Genomic DNA, 15,899 nt, shown 5'->3' with positions numbered 1-15,899 from the left:
CTCAGCGTCCCCTGCGGATGTGCTCCAGCAGCGCCACCGAGGCATAGCCGTCCGGGATCAGGCCGGCTGCCGTCTGATAGGCGCGGATGCCGCGCCGCGTCGCCGGCCCCACCTGTCCGTCCGCCGTGCCGACGGAGAAGCCGCGCCTGTTGAGCAGCGTCTGCAGCTCCTCCGCCTGCGGCTTCGACAGCGGCAGGGCATCGCGCTGCCAGGCATGGACGAACGGCCCGCCGCCGCGGATCCGGTCGGCGAGATGGCCGACGGCCAGCGCATAGGCGGTGGCGTTGTTGTAGCGCTTGATGACGAAGAAGTTCTTCAGCATCAGGAAGGCCGGGCCCGACGCGCCGGCCGGCAGCACCAGCTCGGCATTGTCGGACGGGCGCGGGAAGTCCCGGCCGCCGGGGCGGCGGATCCCGATCCGTGACCATTCGGCGAGCGAGCGGTCGGTGTCGGCCAGCGTGTAATCGAAGCCGCGCGGCAGCTCGACCTCGTAGCCCCAGGTCTTGCCGCCCTGCCAGCCGTGCTTTTTCAGGTAGTTGGCGGTGGAGGCGAGCGCATCGGGAATGTTGGTCCAGATGTCGCGCCGGCCGTCGCCGTCATAGTCGGCCGCATACTGCTTCCAGCTGGAAGGCATGAACTGGGTGTGGCCCATGGCGCCGGCCCAGGACCCTTCCATCCGGTCGGGCGAGACGTGGCCGGCATCGAGGATCTGCAGCGCCGTCACCAGCTCGCGCTGCCAGAACTCGCGGCGGCGCGGCGCGGCATAGGCCAGCGTCGCCAGGGCGCGCACCACATAATGCTTACCCATGAAGTTGCCGTAGTTGGTCTCCATGCCCCAGATCGCCACGACCGCGTGGCGCTCGACGCCGTAACGGCTCTCGATCACCGCCAGCTCGCGGGCATAGGTCTGCAGCATCTGGCGACCGTTCTCGACGCGCGTGTCGGAGACGGCGCTGTCGAGGTACTCCCAGATCGGCTTCACGAATTCCGACTGGCGGTTCATGAGCCGGATCGTGTCCTCGTCCGGCGTCATGCCCTGGAAGGCCCGGCGATAGGTCGCCTGCGACACGCCGGCCGAGCGCGCCGTCGACCAGAATCCGTCGATCCAGCGGCTGAACGCGGCATCGGCCACCGCCGCGCCGGCGGGCAGGCACAGCGTCAGGGCAAGTCCGAGGGCACCGGCCAGCCGCCGCGCGGTACGGGCCGGCCCCCTTGCATGGCTCTGAAGCAAAAACATCAACACTCCTGATCGTCTCCCGGTGGAACCGCCTGCTTGCATTGCGCAGGCCCGGTTCCCTCGCCCCCCGACGCCCCGGATTTCCGGACCGGACCACGAGGGCCGGCCGCACCGCCACTGTCGGCAAGTATGCCTCAGTGGCGGAATCTCAACCCCGCCTCGATGGTGTTCGAATTGTAGCTCGATCCCGTATTGCTCGAGACGAAGCGGCGGAACGTGTAGCGGCCCTGCAGCGCGACATTGGACGTCAGCGCCCAGGTCAGCGCCGTGGTCGCGCGCGCCTCCTGCTCGGTGAGCACGAGGCCGGTATAGTCGCGCCAGGTGTAGCCGACGCCGACCTCGCCGCTCAGCGCGTCGCTGAAGCCGTGCGCCAGCCGCAAGTCGCCGGAATAGGCGACGGAGCCCGGCGTCCCGGCCAGCGAGGACGGGGCGAAACTGGTGTTGGCCAGCGCCGTCACCGTGGTCAGCCTCGTCGGCGACCACACCAGCGAGCCGTCCACCGTCATGCCTTCCAGCCGCGCGAGGCGTGCATCGTCCAGCGTCTCGCTGCGCCAGCCGACGGCGATGTCGCCGGAGATCTTGCCGCCATTGTCGAAGGCAAGACCGGCCCTCAGGCCATAGCCGGAGGAATCGCGATCCTCGCACAGCGCCAGATTGTTGCATGCGTCCGTGTAGCGCCGGGCCAGCAGGCTCGCCTCCGCGAAAGGCGTCACCGTGGCACCGGTATTGCCATCGACGCGCAAGGTCGCGGTGAACAGGGCGTTGTCGCGGTCGCGGTTGGCGACCGCCCCGTTCGTGCCCTGATAATAGGTCGCATCCACTTCGCCGCGCAGCTCCGCGCCGACGATGCCGAGATCGCGGCGCAGCGCCAGTTCGCCGCCGAGCGTATGGATTTCCTGGTCGCCGCCGGCCGATTCGGCCGTGCCGCGGTCCTGCATCGACAGGCCGTAGCTGGCCGAGACGTCGATCTCGCTGCGCTCGCCGACTTCCAGCCGCAGCAAAGCATCGCTCGAGACGTTGGGATCGGCCTTCAGGCTGCTGTCGGGATAGCCGGTATAGCTGCCGCGGAAATTGATGCCGAGGCTGTGGCGCGACCAGTCGGACTGCACCCTCAGGCTCGGCGCGAGGCGATAGGTCGCGCCGCTGTCGCCATTGGCATCGCCCGCCCGGTTGTCGGACCAGCCGAGCCCCGTGAACAGCTCGGGATAGAGCAGGAAGGAGCCGACGCGCATGCCGCGCGGCTCGTCGCGGGTCGTGTCACCGGCATAGGCGGTGTTGGCGATGCGTCCGCCGCCGGCAAGCGCCGAACGCCTCTGCACCGCCCGCAGCCGCTCGGAAAACGGCTGCACCGGCTGGGCGCGTCCCGTCGCCGTCAGCGCCTGCGCTTCTTCGCCGGCACCCGGTCCGATCTCGGAAATCGTGCCCCGCGTGCCGCTGCGCCCTTGCGGGGAAACGCCGTCCTCGCGGCCGAGCGGGTCGACCCCGTCCTCCGCTTCGCCGTCGAAACCGATATCCGCGGAGGCGCCCAGCGGCGCGGAACCGAACAACGGGCCCGAGCCCGACGCCGACCCGGCCCCGGAGCCCATGCCTGCGTCCTGCGCCTGGACGCGCACGGCCGTCGGCAGCTGCGCGGACAGCAGCACCATGACGGCAAGGGCGGAGACGGCGGTACGTGTCATTCTCGATCCAGCTGCGACGGGCGGCCGGGCTACGGCCAACTTTGGCCACGATAATGGTCTGTTAAGGTTAACGGAGCGTTGAGCACACCGGTGCGACGCTCCGTCCGCCGCCCTTGCGAAAGCCCCCGGCTGGGGGGTAAGACGGGCGCAACCGAACATCGATACGGCCGGACCCCGCCTCATGACCGCACCTGTTGCCCTCGACACGTCTCCCGCCAGCGGCGGCCAGGACGCCTGCGCCTCCGCCCTGCGGACGATCGAGACCGAGGCGGCCGGCCTTGCGATCCTGAAGGCGGCGCTCGGCAACGGCCTCGGCGAGCCCTTCGCCCGTGCGGTCGCCACCATCGCCGCCGCCCGCGGCCGGGTGATCGTCACCGGCGTCGGCAAGAGCGGCCATGTCGGCGCCAAGATCGCCGCGACCTTCGCCTCCACCGGCACGCCGGCCTCCTTCGTCCATGCGACCGAGGCCAGCCACGGCGATCTCGGCATGATCACCGACAACGACGTGGTGCTCGCCCTGTCCTGGTCCGGCGAAACGCAGGAACTGGCCGCGACCATCGCCTATACGCGCCGCTTCAAGGTGCCGCTCGTCGCCATCACCTCGCGCGCCGAAAGCGCGCTGGGAACCGCGGCCGACATCGTGCTGGCGCTGCCCAAGGTCGAGGAAGCCTGCCCGCACGGCCTCGCCCCGACCACCTCGACGATCCTGCAGATGGCGACCGGCGATGCGCTGGCCATCGCGCTGCTGGAAGCGCGCGGCTTCACCGCCCAGGACTTCAAGGTCTACCACCCCGGCGGCCGGCTCGGCGCCAGCCTGCTGCATGCCCGCGACGTGATGCATGGCGGCGAGAAGCTGCCGCTCGCCACGCCGGCCACCACCATGCGCGACGCCATTGTCCTGATCACCCAGAAGGGCTTCGGCGTGCTCGGCATCATCGACGAGGCCGAACGGCTGGTCGGCATCATCACTGACGGCGACCTGCGCCGCCATCTCAGCCACGATTTCCTCGACAAGACCGCCGGCGACGTCATGACCCGCGCGCCGAAGACGATCCCCGGCGACATGCTGCTGGCCTCGGCGATGGAGTTCCTCAACCGCACCTCCATCACCGCCGTCTTCGTCGTCGAGGACGGGCGTCCGGTCGGCATCATCCACCTGCACGATCTGCTGCGGCACGGTGTCGCCTGAGGCATTCTTGACGCCGAACGGCCACCGCCCTCGCGATTTTTTCCGATTACGCAGCGAATTTCCCGTCGCCCCTTTAGGGATTGATTAGCCACGCCCTGCCTATGATCGCCTTAAGGTCCGCGATCGGACCACAGGTTTTTTCGGAGAGTGGCACGGCATGGATCTCGGTTCGATCATCGGCATCGTTGCAGCATTTGTGGTCGTTCTCGTCGCCATCATGCTGGGCGGCAACATCACCCAGTTCATCGACGTGCCCTCCATCCTGATCGTCATCGGCGGCGGCTTCGCCGCGACCCTGGTGCGCTTCCCGCTCGCCGGCATCGGCGGTGCCTTCGTGGTCGGCGGCAAGGTCGCCTTCACCCACAAGAAGTCGAGCCCGCGCGACCTGATCGAGGAAATCAGCAGCCTCGCCGACATCGTCCGCAAATCCGGCCCGCTGGGCCTGGAAAGCGTCGAGGTGAGCGATGCGACCCTGGCCAAGGGCGTGCAGTACATCGCCGACGGCTACGAGGGCGAGTTCATCAAGGACGCGATGGAGCGCGACCGCGACCTCTATCTCGACCGCCTGCAGGAAGGGCGCAAGGTGTTCAAGGCGCTCGGCGACTCAGCCCCCGCCTTCGGCATGATCGGCACCCTGGTCGGCCTGGTGCAGATGCTCGCCACCATGGACGACCCCTCGACCATCGGCCCGTCGATGGCCATCGCGCTGCTGACGACGCTGTACGGCGCGCTGATCGCCAATGTCATCTGCCTGCCGCTGGTCGACAAGCTCGATTCGAAATTCGAGACAGAAGAGGTCAACCAGACCCTCGTCATCGACGGCATCCTGCAGATCCGCGAGAACAAGAGCCCGGCGCTGATCCGCGACATGCTGATCGCCTACCTGCCGGAAAAGGCGCGCGCCGAGTTCGCGGAAGCCGCCTGATCCACGGCACGACACATCACGCGACGGAGACCGGCGCATCATGGCCAGAAAGAAGAACGCAGGCGGCGGCGGCGCCCCGGAATGGCTGGTCACCTTCGCCGACCTGATGTCCCTGCTCGTCTGCTTCTTCGTGCTGATCATCTCCTTCTCGATCCAGGACAAGCAGAAGCTGCAGATCGTCGCTGGCTCGATGCGCGAGGCCTTCGGCGTCAAGGAGACGTCCCGGCGCACCGGCATCATCGAGGTCGAGGGCATCCCGGTCCGCGACTACATGAAGGACGTCAGCCAGGTCCCCGAAGAGGTGGATTCCGATTTCTCGCAGGAGCGTCACGAGCAGCGCCGCAAGCAGGGCCCGGAAGCCAACACCCACGATGTGCGCAAGTCGGACATCGAGCATCCGCGCCAGTTCGCCACCGCTGCCGCGTCCCTGCGCCAGGCCTGGCAGGAAATGCCCGACATCACCGAGATCTCCTCCAACATCATCCTGGAGGAGACCGACGAGGGCCTGAACATCAGCCTCGTCGACCAGGACGGCCGCTCGATGTTCCCGGAAGGCTCGAAATACCCGTATGAGCTGACCCGCCGGCTGCTGGCGAAGATGGCCCCGGTCATCGCCCGGATGCCGAACCGCATCCAGGTCACCGGCCACACCACATCCGGCGGCATCGCGCTCAATCCAAGCTACACCAACTGGGAACTGTCTGCGGACCGCGCCAATGCGGCCCGCCAGATCCTGACCGAATACGGCGTGCCCTCCGACCGGTTCTACGGCGTCGTCGGCAAGGCCGACAGCGAGCCGCTGTTCCCCAACGATCCCTATCTCGCGGCCAACCGCCGCATCGGCATCCTGTTGATGCGCGAGGAACCGCCGATCCCGCTCGGCCACAATCCGTAAGGGCGGCCCCGCAACGAGAGCGAAAACGACGAAGGGCCGGGAGATTTCTCCCGGCCCTTTTGCATTCGTGCGAGGCGTCTTTCCAGGTCACTCGCCGACGGGCGTCACCACCAGCGTGCTGCCGTCGACCGCGGCGACGCGGATGCGCGTGCCGGCCGGGCAGTCGATGCCGCTCACCCGCCAGACGCTGTCGTCGACCCTGACCGAGCCCTGCCCGCCGGAAATCGGTGTGGCCAGCACGAACTCCCGGCCCACCATGCGCGCGCCGCGCTGGTTGAGCCCGGCTTCGTCGCCCTCCCTGCCCTGGCGGCGCATATACATGCGCCCGGCCACCACGGCGACGACCGAGAACACGCCGAAGAGCACGATCTCGAGCTGCCAGGGCATCTCGATCAGGATCGCAAGCGTGCCGACGAGGATGGCCGCAAGGCCGAACCACAGGAAGAACGTGCCCGGCGCCAGGACCTCGAGGCCGAGCAGGAGCAGACCGCCGATCCACCAGATCCACGGGCCCAGCTCCATCACCAGACGCTCGATCATGGTCATCCCCGCGGCTCGCTGCCGTCACGCGGCGCAGCGGTCGTCGTCGGCACGCTGCCGCGCGGACGCGACGGAGCGCCGGTACCGAAGGCCTCCTTGGCGATCTCGGCGATGCCCGAGAGCGAGCCCAGAACGGCGGTCGTTTCGGTCGGCAGGATCAGGAGCTTCTGGTTCGGCGAGCGGGCGAACTGGCCGAGCGCCTCGACATACTTGTTGGCGACGAAATAGTTGATCGCCTGCATGTCGCCGGCGGCGATCGCCTCGCTGACCATGCGGGTCGCCTTGGCCTCGGCCTCGGCGGCGCGCTCGCGCGCCTCCGCATCGCGGAACGCGGCCTCGCGCCGGCCTTCCGCCTCCAGGATCAGCGACTGCTTCTCGCCTTCCGCCTGCAGGATTTCCGAGGCCCGCTTGCCTTCCGCCTCGAGGATCGCGGCACGCTTCTCGCGCTCCGCCTTCATCTGCCGGCCCATCGCCTCGACGAGGTCGCGCGGCGGATTGATGTCCTTGATCTCGATGCGGGTCATCTTGATGCCCCAGGGCGAGGCGGCCGCATCCACCACACGCAGCAGGCGGGCGTTGATCTCGTCGCGATTGGACAGCAGCTCGTCGAGATCCATCGACCCCATGACCGAACGGATGTTGGTCATGGTCAGGTTGAGGATCGCGTTCTCCAGGCCCGAGACCTCGTAGGCGGCCCGCGCCGCGTCCAGCACCTGGTAGAAGGTCACGCCGTCGGCGCTCACCGTGGCGTTGTCGCGGGTGATCACTTCCTGGGTCGGAACGTCGAGCACCTGCTCCATCATGTTGATCTGATGGCCGATGCGGTCGACGAAGGGCACGATGATGTTGAGGCCCGGGGTCAGCGTCTTGCGATACCGGCCGAAGCGCTCGACGGTGTAGTTGTAACCCTGCGGGACGGTCTTGACGCCTGCCAGGACAACGAGGACCAGCAGGACGAGCAGAACCAGCACGAGGATATCGAAACCGAAAAGGCCTTCGAGCATCTTGCGTCACCTTCACCAGGGCCGCACGGGCGTGCGGCGGAACAGAGTGCAGACCGCTCGCGCGCAACCGGGCGGCCCGCCGCTACATGTACCCGGCGAGCCGCGATCTGCAAGCGCAAGCGGCATGCGATGGTGAAGAAGACAGACGAACCGCGGCGCGAACGCCTCAGATCCAGCCGGACAGCTCCCGCTGCACCAGGGTCCGGATGACGTCCATGCCGTCGTCGCCGTCGTTGAGGCACGGGATATGCGCGAAGTTCTCGCCGCCGTTCTCGTGGAAGATCTCCCCGGCCTCGCCGGCGATTTCCTCCAGCGTTTCAAGGCAGTCGGCGACGAAGCCCGGATTCATCACCGCGATGTTGCGGGTGCCGGCCTTGGCCATCGCCTCGACGGTCTTGTCCGTATAGGGCTGCAGCCACTCCTCGGGGCCGAACCGCGACTGGAAGGTGATCTTCAGCTTGTCTTCGGACCAGCCGAGCCGCTCGCGCAGCAGCCGCGTCGTCTTGTGGCAATGGCAATGGTAGGGATCGCCCTTGCGGAAATAGGACTGCGGGATGCCGTGATAGGAGGCGATCACAGTCTCCGGCTCGAAGTCGAGGCCTGCGAGCGTCTTCTCGATCGAGCTGGCCAGCGCGTCGATATAGACCGGATCGTCGTGATAGGGCGGCACGGTGCGCAGCGCCGGCTGCCAGCGCAGCTTCAGCAGCTCGCGGAACACCACGTCGTTCACGGTCGCCGTGGTCGAGGCCGAATATTGCGGGTAGAGAGGGAAGACCAGCAGGCGGTCGCAGCCCTGCTCGCGCAGCTTCGCCAGTTTGTCCGGGATCGACGGCTGGCCGTAGCGCATCGCCCAGTCCACGACGATGCGGTCGTCGATACCGGCCATGGCGGCGGCCAGCTTGTCGGATTGCGAACGGGTGATGGTGCGCAGCGGCGATTCGTCGAGCTCCCGGTTCCAGATCTCGTCGTAGGCCTTGCCGGACTTCTTCGGCCGCGTGTTGAGGACGATGCCGAAGAGGATCGGGTACCACAGCGCCTTCGGCCACTCGATGACGCGCTTGTCCGTCAGGAACTCCTTCAGGTAGCGGCGCATGGAGCGGAAATCGGTGCCATCGGGCGTGCCCAGATTGACGATGAGCACGCCGATCTTGCCCGCCTTGACGCCGGGATGGCCGCCCGGCAGCTGCACCTTGCCCATCTGGCGACGCCTCGTTTCCCGCTCGCTGTCGCTGTCCATCACGCTCATGCTGTCCTTCTGGCTCCCGATCACATTCCGGTCCGGCTGAGCCGCACATAAGGCGCAAAAGCCGGATGGTCCATATCCTAGATGTTTCTACGCAGGTCCTGCCGGGAAGGTTCATCCGCAGGCGCGACAGGCTGACGCAGCAAGGCATTTTTTCAAACGACGCCCATCGTTAACGGTCCTTTCAAAACAGATCGTCAAAACTGTCGAAATTACCAAGGCTTGGCTGGTGCTTCCGGTTGCAGGAGGCGCGCCTGCACGCCGCCATCGGGGCAATTTCAGTGAAGAACGAGAAGATCCTTCTCATCGAGGACAGTGCATTCACACGCCGGCTGCTGCGCGGCATGCTGAAGGACCTCGGCTTTCAGGCCGTGACCGAAGCGCCTGATGGCCTGGAGGCCGAAAAACTGCTGAAGCTGCACCGCTTCGACGCGATGCTGATCGACTGGCGCATGCCGCGGCAGGACGGTGCCGAGTTCCTGGCCAAGCTGCGCGCGCACGACAATCCGGTCACCGCCGCCACGCCGGCCATCGTCATCAGCGCGCATGTCGATCTTGCGCTGCTGCAGCAGGCGGCAACGCTGGGCGCCCAGTCGGTGGTGGTGAAGCCGTTCTCGCTGCAGGTGCTTAAGTCGCATCTCGACGCCGCGCTGGCCCGGCCCATCGATCGTGCCTTGCCGGACCCCAAGCCCGCCGCAACGCCGGTCGAGGAGCCGAAACCCGCTCCCGAGGACGACGCCTACGAGATCGTCTATCTCTAGGCTGACGGCCGCGCGGACGGGATCACTCGCCGCGATAGCGCTCGGCGACGCGGAACCAGAACTCGACGATGGTGTGGAGGACCTCGCTCATGCCGGCAAGGCTGTCGGCCTTGGTCACCACGGCATTGGCGCCGGCCGCATAGGCGCGGCGGATGGTCACCGGGTCGTCGGCGGTGGTGAAGACGCACACCGGCACCGCGCTGAGGCGGGCGTGCTGGCGCAGCTTGGCCAGAAACTCCGTTCCCGTCATCACCGGCAGATTGAGGTCGAGCAGGATCAGATCCGGCGCCGGGGATCCGGCGGCCACCGCGCGGTTGAGATGGTCGAGCGCTTCGGCACCGTCGGAGGCAACCTCGAGGTGCACGGGCACGCTGGAGGCCTTCAGCGACTGGCGGATGATGGTGACGTCGTCCGGATCGTCCTCGACCAGCAACACGAAAGCGCCGTCGACAGCCTTCTCCGCTTCATCCTGCATGGTATCGCTCGTCCGCACCTGAGGCCGTCCGCCGGCCATCGCCATCGGGTCCCGTGCAACCGGGGTCCCCTTGCATAGGCCAGGGCGTTGCAACTGCGCAAGGGGCGAGGACATCGCTGCCCACCGCCGGCTGCCGTCGCAGACGCGTCCTCAGGCTTCGTAATTGCGCTCGTCGGCGATCACCTTGCCGTCGTTCGGCAGGGCACCCGGCGACACCCGCTCGACACGGCCGGAGAGCTTGGTGACCTCGCGCAAGGTCGCGGAAATCGCCTGGTCGAGCCCGTCGCCATGCGCCTCCGCCTCATAGGCCAGGCGCATCACATCCTGTTCCGCCTGCCGCTCGACGATGAGCCGGGCGCGGGTGATTTCCGGATGGCGGCCGAGCAGCTCGGAGATCTGCTTCGGATCGACGAACATGCCCTTGATCTTGGTGCGCTGGTCGGCGCGGCCCATCCAGCCCTTGAGCCGCATGTTGGTGCGCCCGCAGGGAGAGCGGCCCGGCAGCACGGCCGAGAGATCGCCCGTGCCGAAGCGGATCAACGGATAGGCGCGGTTGAAGTTGGTGACGACGACCTCGCCGACCTCGCCCTCCGGCACCGGCACGTTCGAGCCCGGACGTACGATCTCGACGATCACGTCCTCGTTGACGATCATGCCCTGGTCCGCCGCCGCCTCGTAGGCGATGACGCCGGCATCGGCCGTCGCATAGGCCTGCAGCACCTCGATGCCGCGCTCCCGGTACTCCGCCCGCAGGCTCGGGAACAGCGCACCGCCGGAGACCAGCCCCCGCCGCAGCGAGGAGGTATCGCGACCGAGTTCCGCGGCCTTGTCCAGAAGGATCTTCAGATAGTCGGGCGTGCCGGCATAGCCGGTCGGGCGCAGGGTGGCGATCGCCTCGAGCTGCATCTCAGTATTGCCGACGCCGGCGGGAAACACCGCGCAGCCGAGGGCCCGCGCGCCGTGGTCGAGAATGAAGCCGCCCGGCGTCAGGTGATAGGACAGCGCATTATGGACGATGTCTCCTGCCCGAAAGCCGGCGGCGAAGAAGGCGCGTGCGGCCGACCAGGGATCGACCTCGCCGCCCTGCGGCTCCCAGATCGGGCCGGGCGACATGAAGATGCGGCCCATGGCCGACAGCGGCGCGGTGGCGAATCCGCCGAAGGGCGGCGTCTGCGCCTGCGCCGCCATCAGGTCCGGCTTGCGCAGCACCGGCAGGCGGGCGAGCGCTGCCCGGTCGACGAGCGAGGCCGCGTCGCAGCCTTCCAGGTGGCGAGCCCAGCCGGGCGCCTTTGCCATCGCCTCGGCCACATGGCCGGGAAGCCGCGCGAAGAGGTCGGCGTCCCGTTCGCCCGGCTCGCGGGTCTCCAGGGTGTCGAAATGCTCTGCGCTCATGACGCGCTCCTCGTGGCTTCTTGGCTTGGCGGAAGGGTGCACCTTCCGCGTCTCCCGCGCCGGGGTCCCTGCCCTGCGCGGGTCTGCTGCTTCGACTGGACGGGCCGCCGGCTCAGGCGAGCCAGCGCTTGCGGCGCTTGTAGTGCTTCACATTGCGGAACGACTTGCGCCCCTCGCCGCCGACGCCGAGGTAGAATTCCTTGACGTCCTCGTTCTCGCGCAGCGCCTTGGCGGCGCCGTCGAGCACGATGCGTCCCGACTCCATGATGTAGCCGTAGGTGGCGTAGCGCAGGGCGACGTTGGTGTTCTGCTCGGCAAGCAGGAAGGACACGCCCTCCTTCTCGTTGAGCTCCTTGACGATCTCGAAGATCTCCTCGACCAGCTGCGGGGCAAGGCCCATGGACGGCTCGTCGAGCAGGATCATGTTCGGCTTGCTCATCAACGCGCGGCCGATGGCGCACATCTGCTGCTCGCCGCCGGACGTGTAGCCGGCCTGGCTGTTGCGCCGCTCGCGCAGGCGCGGGAAATAGGCGTAGACCTTCTCGAGGCTGGCCTTGACGGCCGCATCGCCGTCGCGCCGGGTGAAGGCGCCGGTCAAAAGGTTCTCTTCGATGGTCAGGTGGCCGAAGCAATGGCGGCCTTCCATGACCTGGATGCAGCCGCGGCGCACCAGGTCGCTCGGCGACAGCGCCTGCACCTGCTCGCCCTTGAAGACGATGTTGCCCTTGGTGACGTCGCCGCGCTCGGCCTGCAGCAGGTTCGACACGGCCTTCAGCGTCGTGGTCTTGCCGGCGCCGTTGGCGCCCAGCAGGGCGACGATGCCGCCTTCCGGCACGGTCAACGAAACGCCCTTCAGCACCAGGATGACGTGGTTGTAGATCACCTCGATGTTGTTCACCGCGAGGATGGTCGAAGCGGACGTCTCGGTCTGCCGTGCATTGGCGTCCATGTCAGTCTTCCGGCGCTAGGCGTTGGGCGGGCCGGCCCGGGCGGCAAGGCTGCGGGCCGGCGGATCTGGTGCCGGTCCGCAGCCTCGCCGCGGACCGGAGGTGTCGTGGAAACGCCTGGCTCAGTTGGCCGGGCAGGCGTCCGCGCGGGTCGGCCACGGGGCGTTCGACGTCGCGTAGTCCTTCGAGGCCTGCATCAGGATCGGCGTGACCTCTTCGGTCATCGGCGAGAACCAGTCGGTCGCCGGGGTCCACTTCTCGCCATCCCATTCCTGGATGAACAGCGGATGGTGACCGGAGTGGTTGGCGCAGGTGATCTCGATCGGCGCGATCATGCCCTTCAGGCCGATGGCCTCCAGACGGGCCTCGTCGATCTTCAGGTTCTCGAGGCCGACGCGCATGTCCTCGGCGTTGATCACCTTCTTGCCCGTCATCTCCTGGGCGATGCGGATCGCTTCGACCATGTAGACCGCGTTGACGACGCCGCGGTTGTAGAGGTTCTCACCGACCGTGCTTGCCGGAGTACCCGACTTGCCCGCATCGACGACAAGCTTCTTGATGTCCTGCAGCGCCGGATAGTCGGCACCAACATTGTTGAAGCTGACGGACTTGTAGCCCTTGGCGCCCGTGCCGCCGGCCCGTGCGTCCTCGTCGCCGCCGGCCCACCACACGCCGATGAACTTCGACATGTCGAAGCGGTTCTTCACGGCTTCCTTGATGGCGGTCGGGTTCATGGCGCCCCAGCCCCACATCACGACATAGTCGGGACGGTCGCGGCGGATGGACAGCCACTGCGAGGACTGGTTCTGCATCTCCTTGCCCGGAACCGGGTACTGGAGCACTTCGAAGCCGTACTTCTGGGCGAGATTGTCGAGCAGCGGGATCGGCTCGCGGCCGTAGCCGGCGTCAAGGAAGATGTAGCCGATCTTCTTGCCCTTGAGGCCTTCCATGCCCCCTTCCTGCTCGCCGATATACTTGATGATGGCCGACAGGCCGTCCCAGTACGTGTCCGGCGGATTGAACACCCACGGGAAGGTGTTGCCATCGGCCGCGGCGGACAGGCCATAGGCCATCGACAGGACCGGGATCTTGTCGACCGACGACTTGGGGATCACCTGCAGGGTAATGCCCGTCGACCACGGGTTGAACACCAGCGTGTTCTTCGCCTTGGCCTGCTCGTAGCACTCCACGCCCTTCTGCGTGTCGTAGCCGGTCTCGCATTCGTCGAAGGCGATCTTGACGCCGTTCACGCCGCCGTCGCGCTCGTTGATCATCGCCAGGTAGTCGGACATGCCGTTGGCGATGTGGATGCCCGAGCCGGCATAGGGGCCGGTCCGGTAGGTCGGCAGCTGGATGTAGACGGAATCCTCGGCGACGGCCGGGGCGGCGAAGGACGCCGCCAGGCCCATCAGGACCGATCCCGCCAGGAGAGTTCTCATTCGCATGTCTTTCCTCCCATACGTGCCCCTTGGGGGGCCTTGCAGTGGAGCCTCGCCATTTGGACCGGGTCCGGCTCGCGCCCCGATGGCATGCCTGAGGGTGGCCCCCTCCTTCGCGGATCCTCCCCGATCACGCGTAAGGGAACGGCCAGACCCTGAGCTTCTCCTTGCCGATCGCCCACAGCCGGGCCAGCCCGTGCGGTTCGACGATCAGGAAGAAGATGATGAGCGCGCCGATGACCATCTGCGCGACCTGGAACACGGTCTCGGCGGCGACATCGACACCGAGAGCCGGCAGGCCGACGCGCAGCAGGATCGGAAGGATCCAGATGAACGCCGCGCCGAAGAACGACCCAACCAGCGAGCCGAGGCCGCCGATGATCGCCATGAACAGCACCTGGAACGACAAGGTGATCGAGAACACCGCCGGCTCCGAGGCGCCGAGATAGAAGAACACGAACATCGCACCGGCGACGCCGCAGACATAGGACGACACGGCGAAGGCCGACAGCTTGGCGATGAGCGGACGAACGCCCATCAGCTCGGCGGCGATGTCCATGTCGCGGATCATCATCCACTGCCGGCCGATGCGGCCGCGGATCACGTTCTTGATGAGCAGGGTCATCACCACGACGATGGCCAGCACCACGTAGTAGCGCGCCGTGCCGCTGGCGGCAGGACCGGTGATCAGCGTGCCGAACACCTCGCGGCCGGGCACCTCGATCGCGCCCGACGAGTTGTAGTTGTACAGCCACGGGATGCGGATGAAGCACCACTCGAGGAAGAACTGCGCGGCAAGCGTCGTCACGGCAAGGTACAGGCCCTTGATGCGCAGCGACGGCAGGCCGAAGACCACGCCCGCGGCCGCGGCGAAGACACCGGACAGCAGGATGTGGACGATGACATTCACGTCCGGGAAGATCGTCACCAGCTTGTAGCAGCTGTAGGCGCCCACCCCCATGAAGGCGCCGGTGCCCAGCGAGAGCTGGCCGGCATAGCCCGTCAGGATGTTGAGGCCGATCGTGGCGAGCGCCAGGACCAGGAAGGGAATGGCGATGGCCGAGAGCGTGAAATCGCTCGCCACCAGCGGCAGCAGGAGGGCGACCACGAGAATGACGGCAATGCCGATGCGGTCCTGGCGGATCGGGAAGATCTGCTGGTCGGCGGCATAGGTCGTCTTGTACTGGCCGGCTTCACGATAGAACATGGCTGGCTTCCCTCAAATCCGCTCGATGATCTTTTCGCCGAACAGGCCCTGCGGACGGAACAGCAGGAAGATCAGCGCGATGACATAGGCAAGCCAGCTTTCGATGCCGCCTCCCACGAGGCCGCCCCAGTAGATCTCGCCGACCTTCTCGCCGATGCCGATGATCAGCCCGCCGATGATGGCGCCCGGGATGGAGGTGAAGCCGCCGAGGATCAGCACCGGCAGCGCCTTCAGCGCCACGATCTCCAGTGCGAAGGACACGTCCGAACGTGCGCCCCACATGATGCCGGTGGCCAGCGCGACGATGCCGGCGGCGAACCAGACGATGGCCCAGATCTGGTTGAGCGAGATGCCCACCGACAGGGCGGCCGTATGGTCGTCGGCCACCGCGCGAAGGGCGCGGCCGATGCGGGTGCGGTTGAAGAAGACCGCAAGCCCGCCGACCATCAAGAGCGCGATGACCGCCGCCGCGATGTCGATGTGCTGGAGGATCACCAGGCCGCGCTCGCCCATCTCGAAGGCTGTCGAGCCGGTCGGCAGGCCGAGTTCGGAGGTGATCATCTGCTTCGGCTCGCCGCCGAAGATCACTTCGCCGAGGCCGATCAGGAAATAGGTCATGCCGATGGTCGCCATCAGCAGGATGATGTCCGGCTGGCCGACCAGCGGCCGCATGACGAACTTCTCGATGCACACGGCGAGGATCGCCATGATGGCGATCGCCAGGATCAGCGCCAGCCAGGCCGGCACTCCCTTCTCGTGCAGGCCGACCAGAGACAGGCCGGCGAACACGACCATGATGCCCTGGGCGAAGTTGAAGACGCCCGACGCCTTGTAGATCAGCACGAAACCGAGCGCGATCAGGGCGTAGAGCACGCCGGCGACGAAGCCTTCCCAGACCACCTGGATCAGGAAGTCCGGCGCGTCGACCATCTGCACGAAGGGGTCGATGAGGATGTTGTAGAGCAT

General features: G+C 67.1%; 15 protein-coding genes. 4 read left to right on the top strand and 11 right to left on the bottom strand.

The genetic code is table 11. The features are described 5' to 3' along the window. Position 1: 1 nt before the first annotated feature. Positions 2–1,237: a lytic murein transglycosylase gene (locus BBX35_RS08445; protein WP_067218588.1), complete on the bottom strand. Its 1,236-nt coding sequence runs from the start codon at positions 1,235–1,237 to the stop codon at positions 2–4. Positions 1,238–1,371: 134 nt separating this feature from the next. After that, positions 1,372–2,916, bottom strand: a complete 1,545-nt coding sequence (locus tag BBX35_RS08440; protein WP_171901412.1) for an outer membrane beta-barrel protein — start codon at positions 2,914–2,916, stop codon at positions 1,372–1,374. Positions 2,917–3,097: 181 nt separating this feature from the next. Between BBX35_RS08440 and BBX35_RS08435 the strand changes: the two genes are divergently transcribed. From BBX35_RS08435 to BBX35_RS08425, 3 genes are all read left to right on the top strand, one after another. Beyond that, positions 3,098–4,105 carry a KpsF/GutQ family sugar-phosphate isomerase gene (locus BBX35_RS08435; RefSeq protein WP_067218584.1) on the top strand — a complete coding sequence of 336 codons (1,008 nt, stop codon included), beginning with the start codon at positions 3,098–3,100 and terminating at the stop codon, positions 4,103–4,105. Positions 4,106–4,262: 157 nt separating this feature from the next. Continuing rightward, on the top strand, positions 4,263–5,030 hold the full coding sequence (locus BBX35_RS08430; protein ID WP_067218581.1) for a motility protein A: 768 nt from the start codon (positions 4,263–4,265) through the stop codon (positions 5,028–5,030). Between the two features lie 40 nt (positions 5,031–5,070). After that, the gene (locus BBX35_RS08425) at positions 5,071–5,925 is read left to right on the top strand and encodes an OmpA/MotB family protein (RefSeq protein WP_067218579.1); all 855 of its coding nucleotides are present in this window, start codon (positions 5,071–5,073) and stop codon (positions 5,923–5,925) included. Between the two features lie 87 nt (positions 5,926–6,012). Here the strand turns inward: BBX35_RS08425 and BBX35_RS08420 are convergent, their stop codons facing one another. The 3 genes from BBX35_RS08420 to hemH form a co-directional block, all read right to left on the bottom strand. Then, the gene (locus tag BBX35_RS08420; protein WP_083206136.1) at positions 6,013–6,471 is read right to left on the bottom strand and encodes an NfeD family protein; all 459 of its coding nucleotides are present in this window, start codon (positions 6,469–6,471) and stop codon (positions 6,013–6,015) included. Further along, entirely contained in the window at positions 6,468–7,469 is a 1,002-nt protein-coding gene (locus tag BBX35_RS08415; RefSeq protein ID WP_067218575.1) for an SPFH domain-containing protein, read from the bottom strand. The genes BBX35_RS08420 and BBX35_RS08415 overlap by 4 nt, the downstream gene beginning before the upstream one ends. 166 nt (positions 7,470–7,635) lie before the next feature. Further along, complete coding sequence (gene hemH / locus BBX35_RS08410) at positions 7,636–8,706, bottom strand: ferrochelatase (RefSeq protein WP_088946080.1); 1,071 nt, start codon at positions 8,704–8,706, stop codon at positions 7,636–7,638. Positions 8,707–8,993: 287 nt separating this feature from the next. Between hemH and BBX35_RS08405 the strand changes: the two genes are divergently transcribed. Next, complete coding sequence (locus tag BBX35_RS08405; RefSeq protein WP_067218571.1) at positions 8,994–9,473, top strand: response regulator; 480 nt, start codon at positions 8,994–8,996, stop codon at positions 9,471–9,473. Positions 9,474–9,495: 22 nt separating this feature from the next. Here the strand turns inward: BBX35_RS08405 and BBX35_RS08400 are convergent, their stop codons facing one another. The 6 genes from BBX35_RS08400 to BBX35_RS08375 all read right to left on the bottom strand — a co-directional run bounded on the left by BBX35_RS08400 (position 9,496) and on the right by BBX35_RS08375 (position 15,899). Then, on the bottom strand, positions 9,496–9,948 hold the full coding sequence (locus BBX35_RS08400; protein ID WP_067219882.1) for a response regulator: 453 nt from the start codon (positions 9,946–9,948) through the stop codon (positions 9,496–9,498). A gap of 150 nt (positions 9,949–10,098) precedes the next feature. Next, positions 10,099–11,340 carry a phenylacetate--CoA ligase family protein gene (locus BBX35_RS08395; RefSeq protein WP_067218568.1) on the bottom strand — a complete coding sequence of 414 codons (1,242 nt, stop codon included), beginning with the start codon at positions 11,338–11,340 and terminating at the stop codon, positions 10,099–10,101. 112 nt (positions 11,341–11,452) lie between these two features. After that, entirely contained in the window at positions 11,453–12,289 is an 837-nt protein-coding gene (locus BBX35_RS08390) for an ABC transporter ATP-binding protein (RefSeq protein ID WP_067218567.1), read from the bottom strand. A gap of 120 nt (positions 12,290–12,409) precedes the next feature. Next, a complete protein-coding gene (locus tag BBX35_RS08385) occupies positions 12,410–13,732 on the bottom strand; it encodes an ABC transporter substrate-binding protein (RefSeq protein WP_067218565.1) in 1,323 nt (440 codons plus the stop codon). A 124-nt stretch (positions 13,733–13,856) separates the two neighbouring features. Continuing rightward, positions 13,857–14,933 carry a branched-chain amino acid ABC transporter permease gene (locus BBX35_RS08380; protein ID WP_067218562.1) on the bottom strand — a complete coding sequence of 359 codons (1,077 nt, stop codon included), beginning with the start codon at positions 14,931–14,933 and terminating at the stop codon, positions 13,857–13,859. A gap of 12 nt (positions 14,934–14,945) precedes the next feature. Further along, on the bottom strand, positions 14,946–15,899 hold the full coding sequence (locus tag BBX35_RS08375) for a branched-chain amino acid ABC transporter permease (RefSeq protein ID WP_067219879.1): 954 nt from the start codon (positions 15,897–15,899) through the stop codon (positions 14,946–14,948).

Origin of the sequence: Stappia indica, assembly GCF_001696535.1 — a bacterium.
Taxonomy (GTDB): Bacteria; Pseudomonadota; Alphaproteobacteria; order Rhizobiales; family Stappiaceae; genus Stappia; species Stappia indica.
The sequence above is the reverse complement of the archived record's forward strand: the minus strand, read 5'-3'. Positions and strand labels throughout refer to the sequence as shown.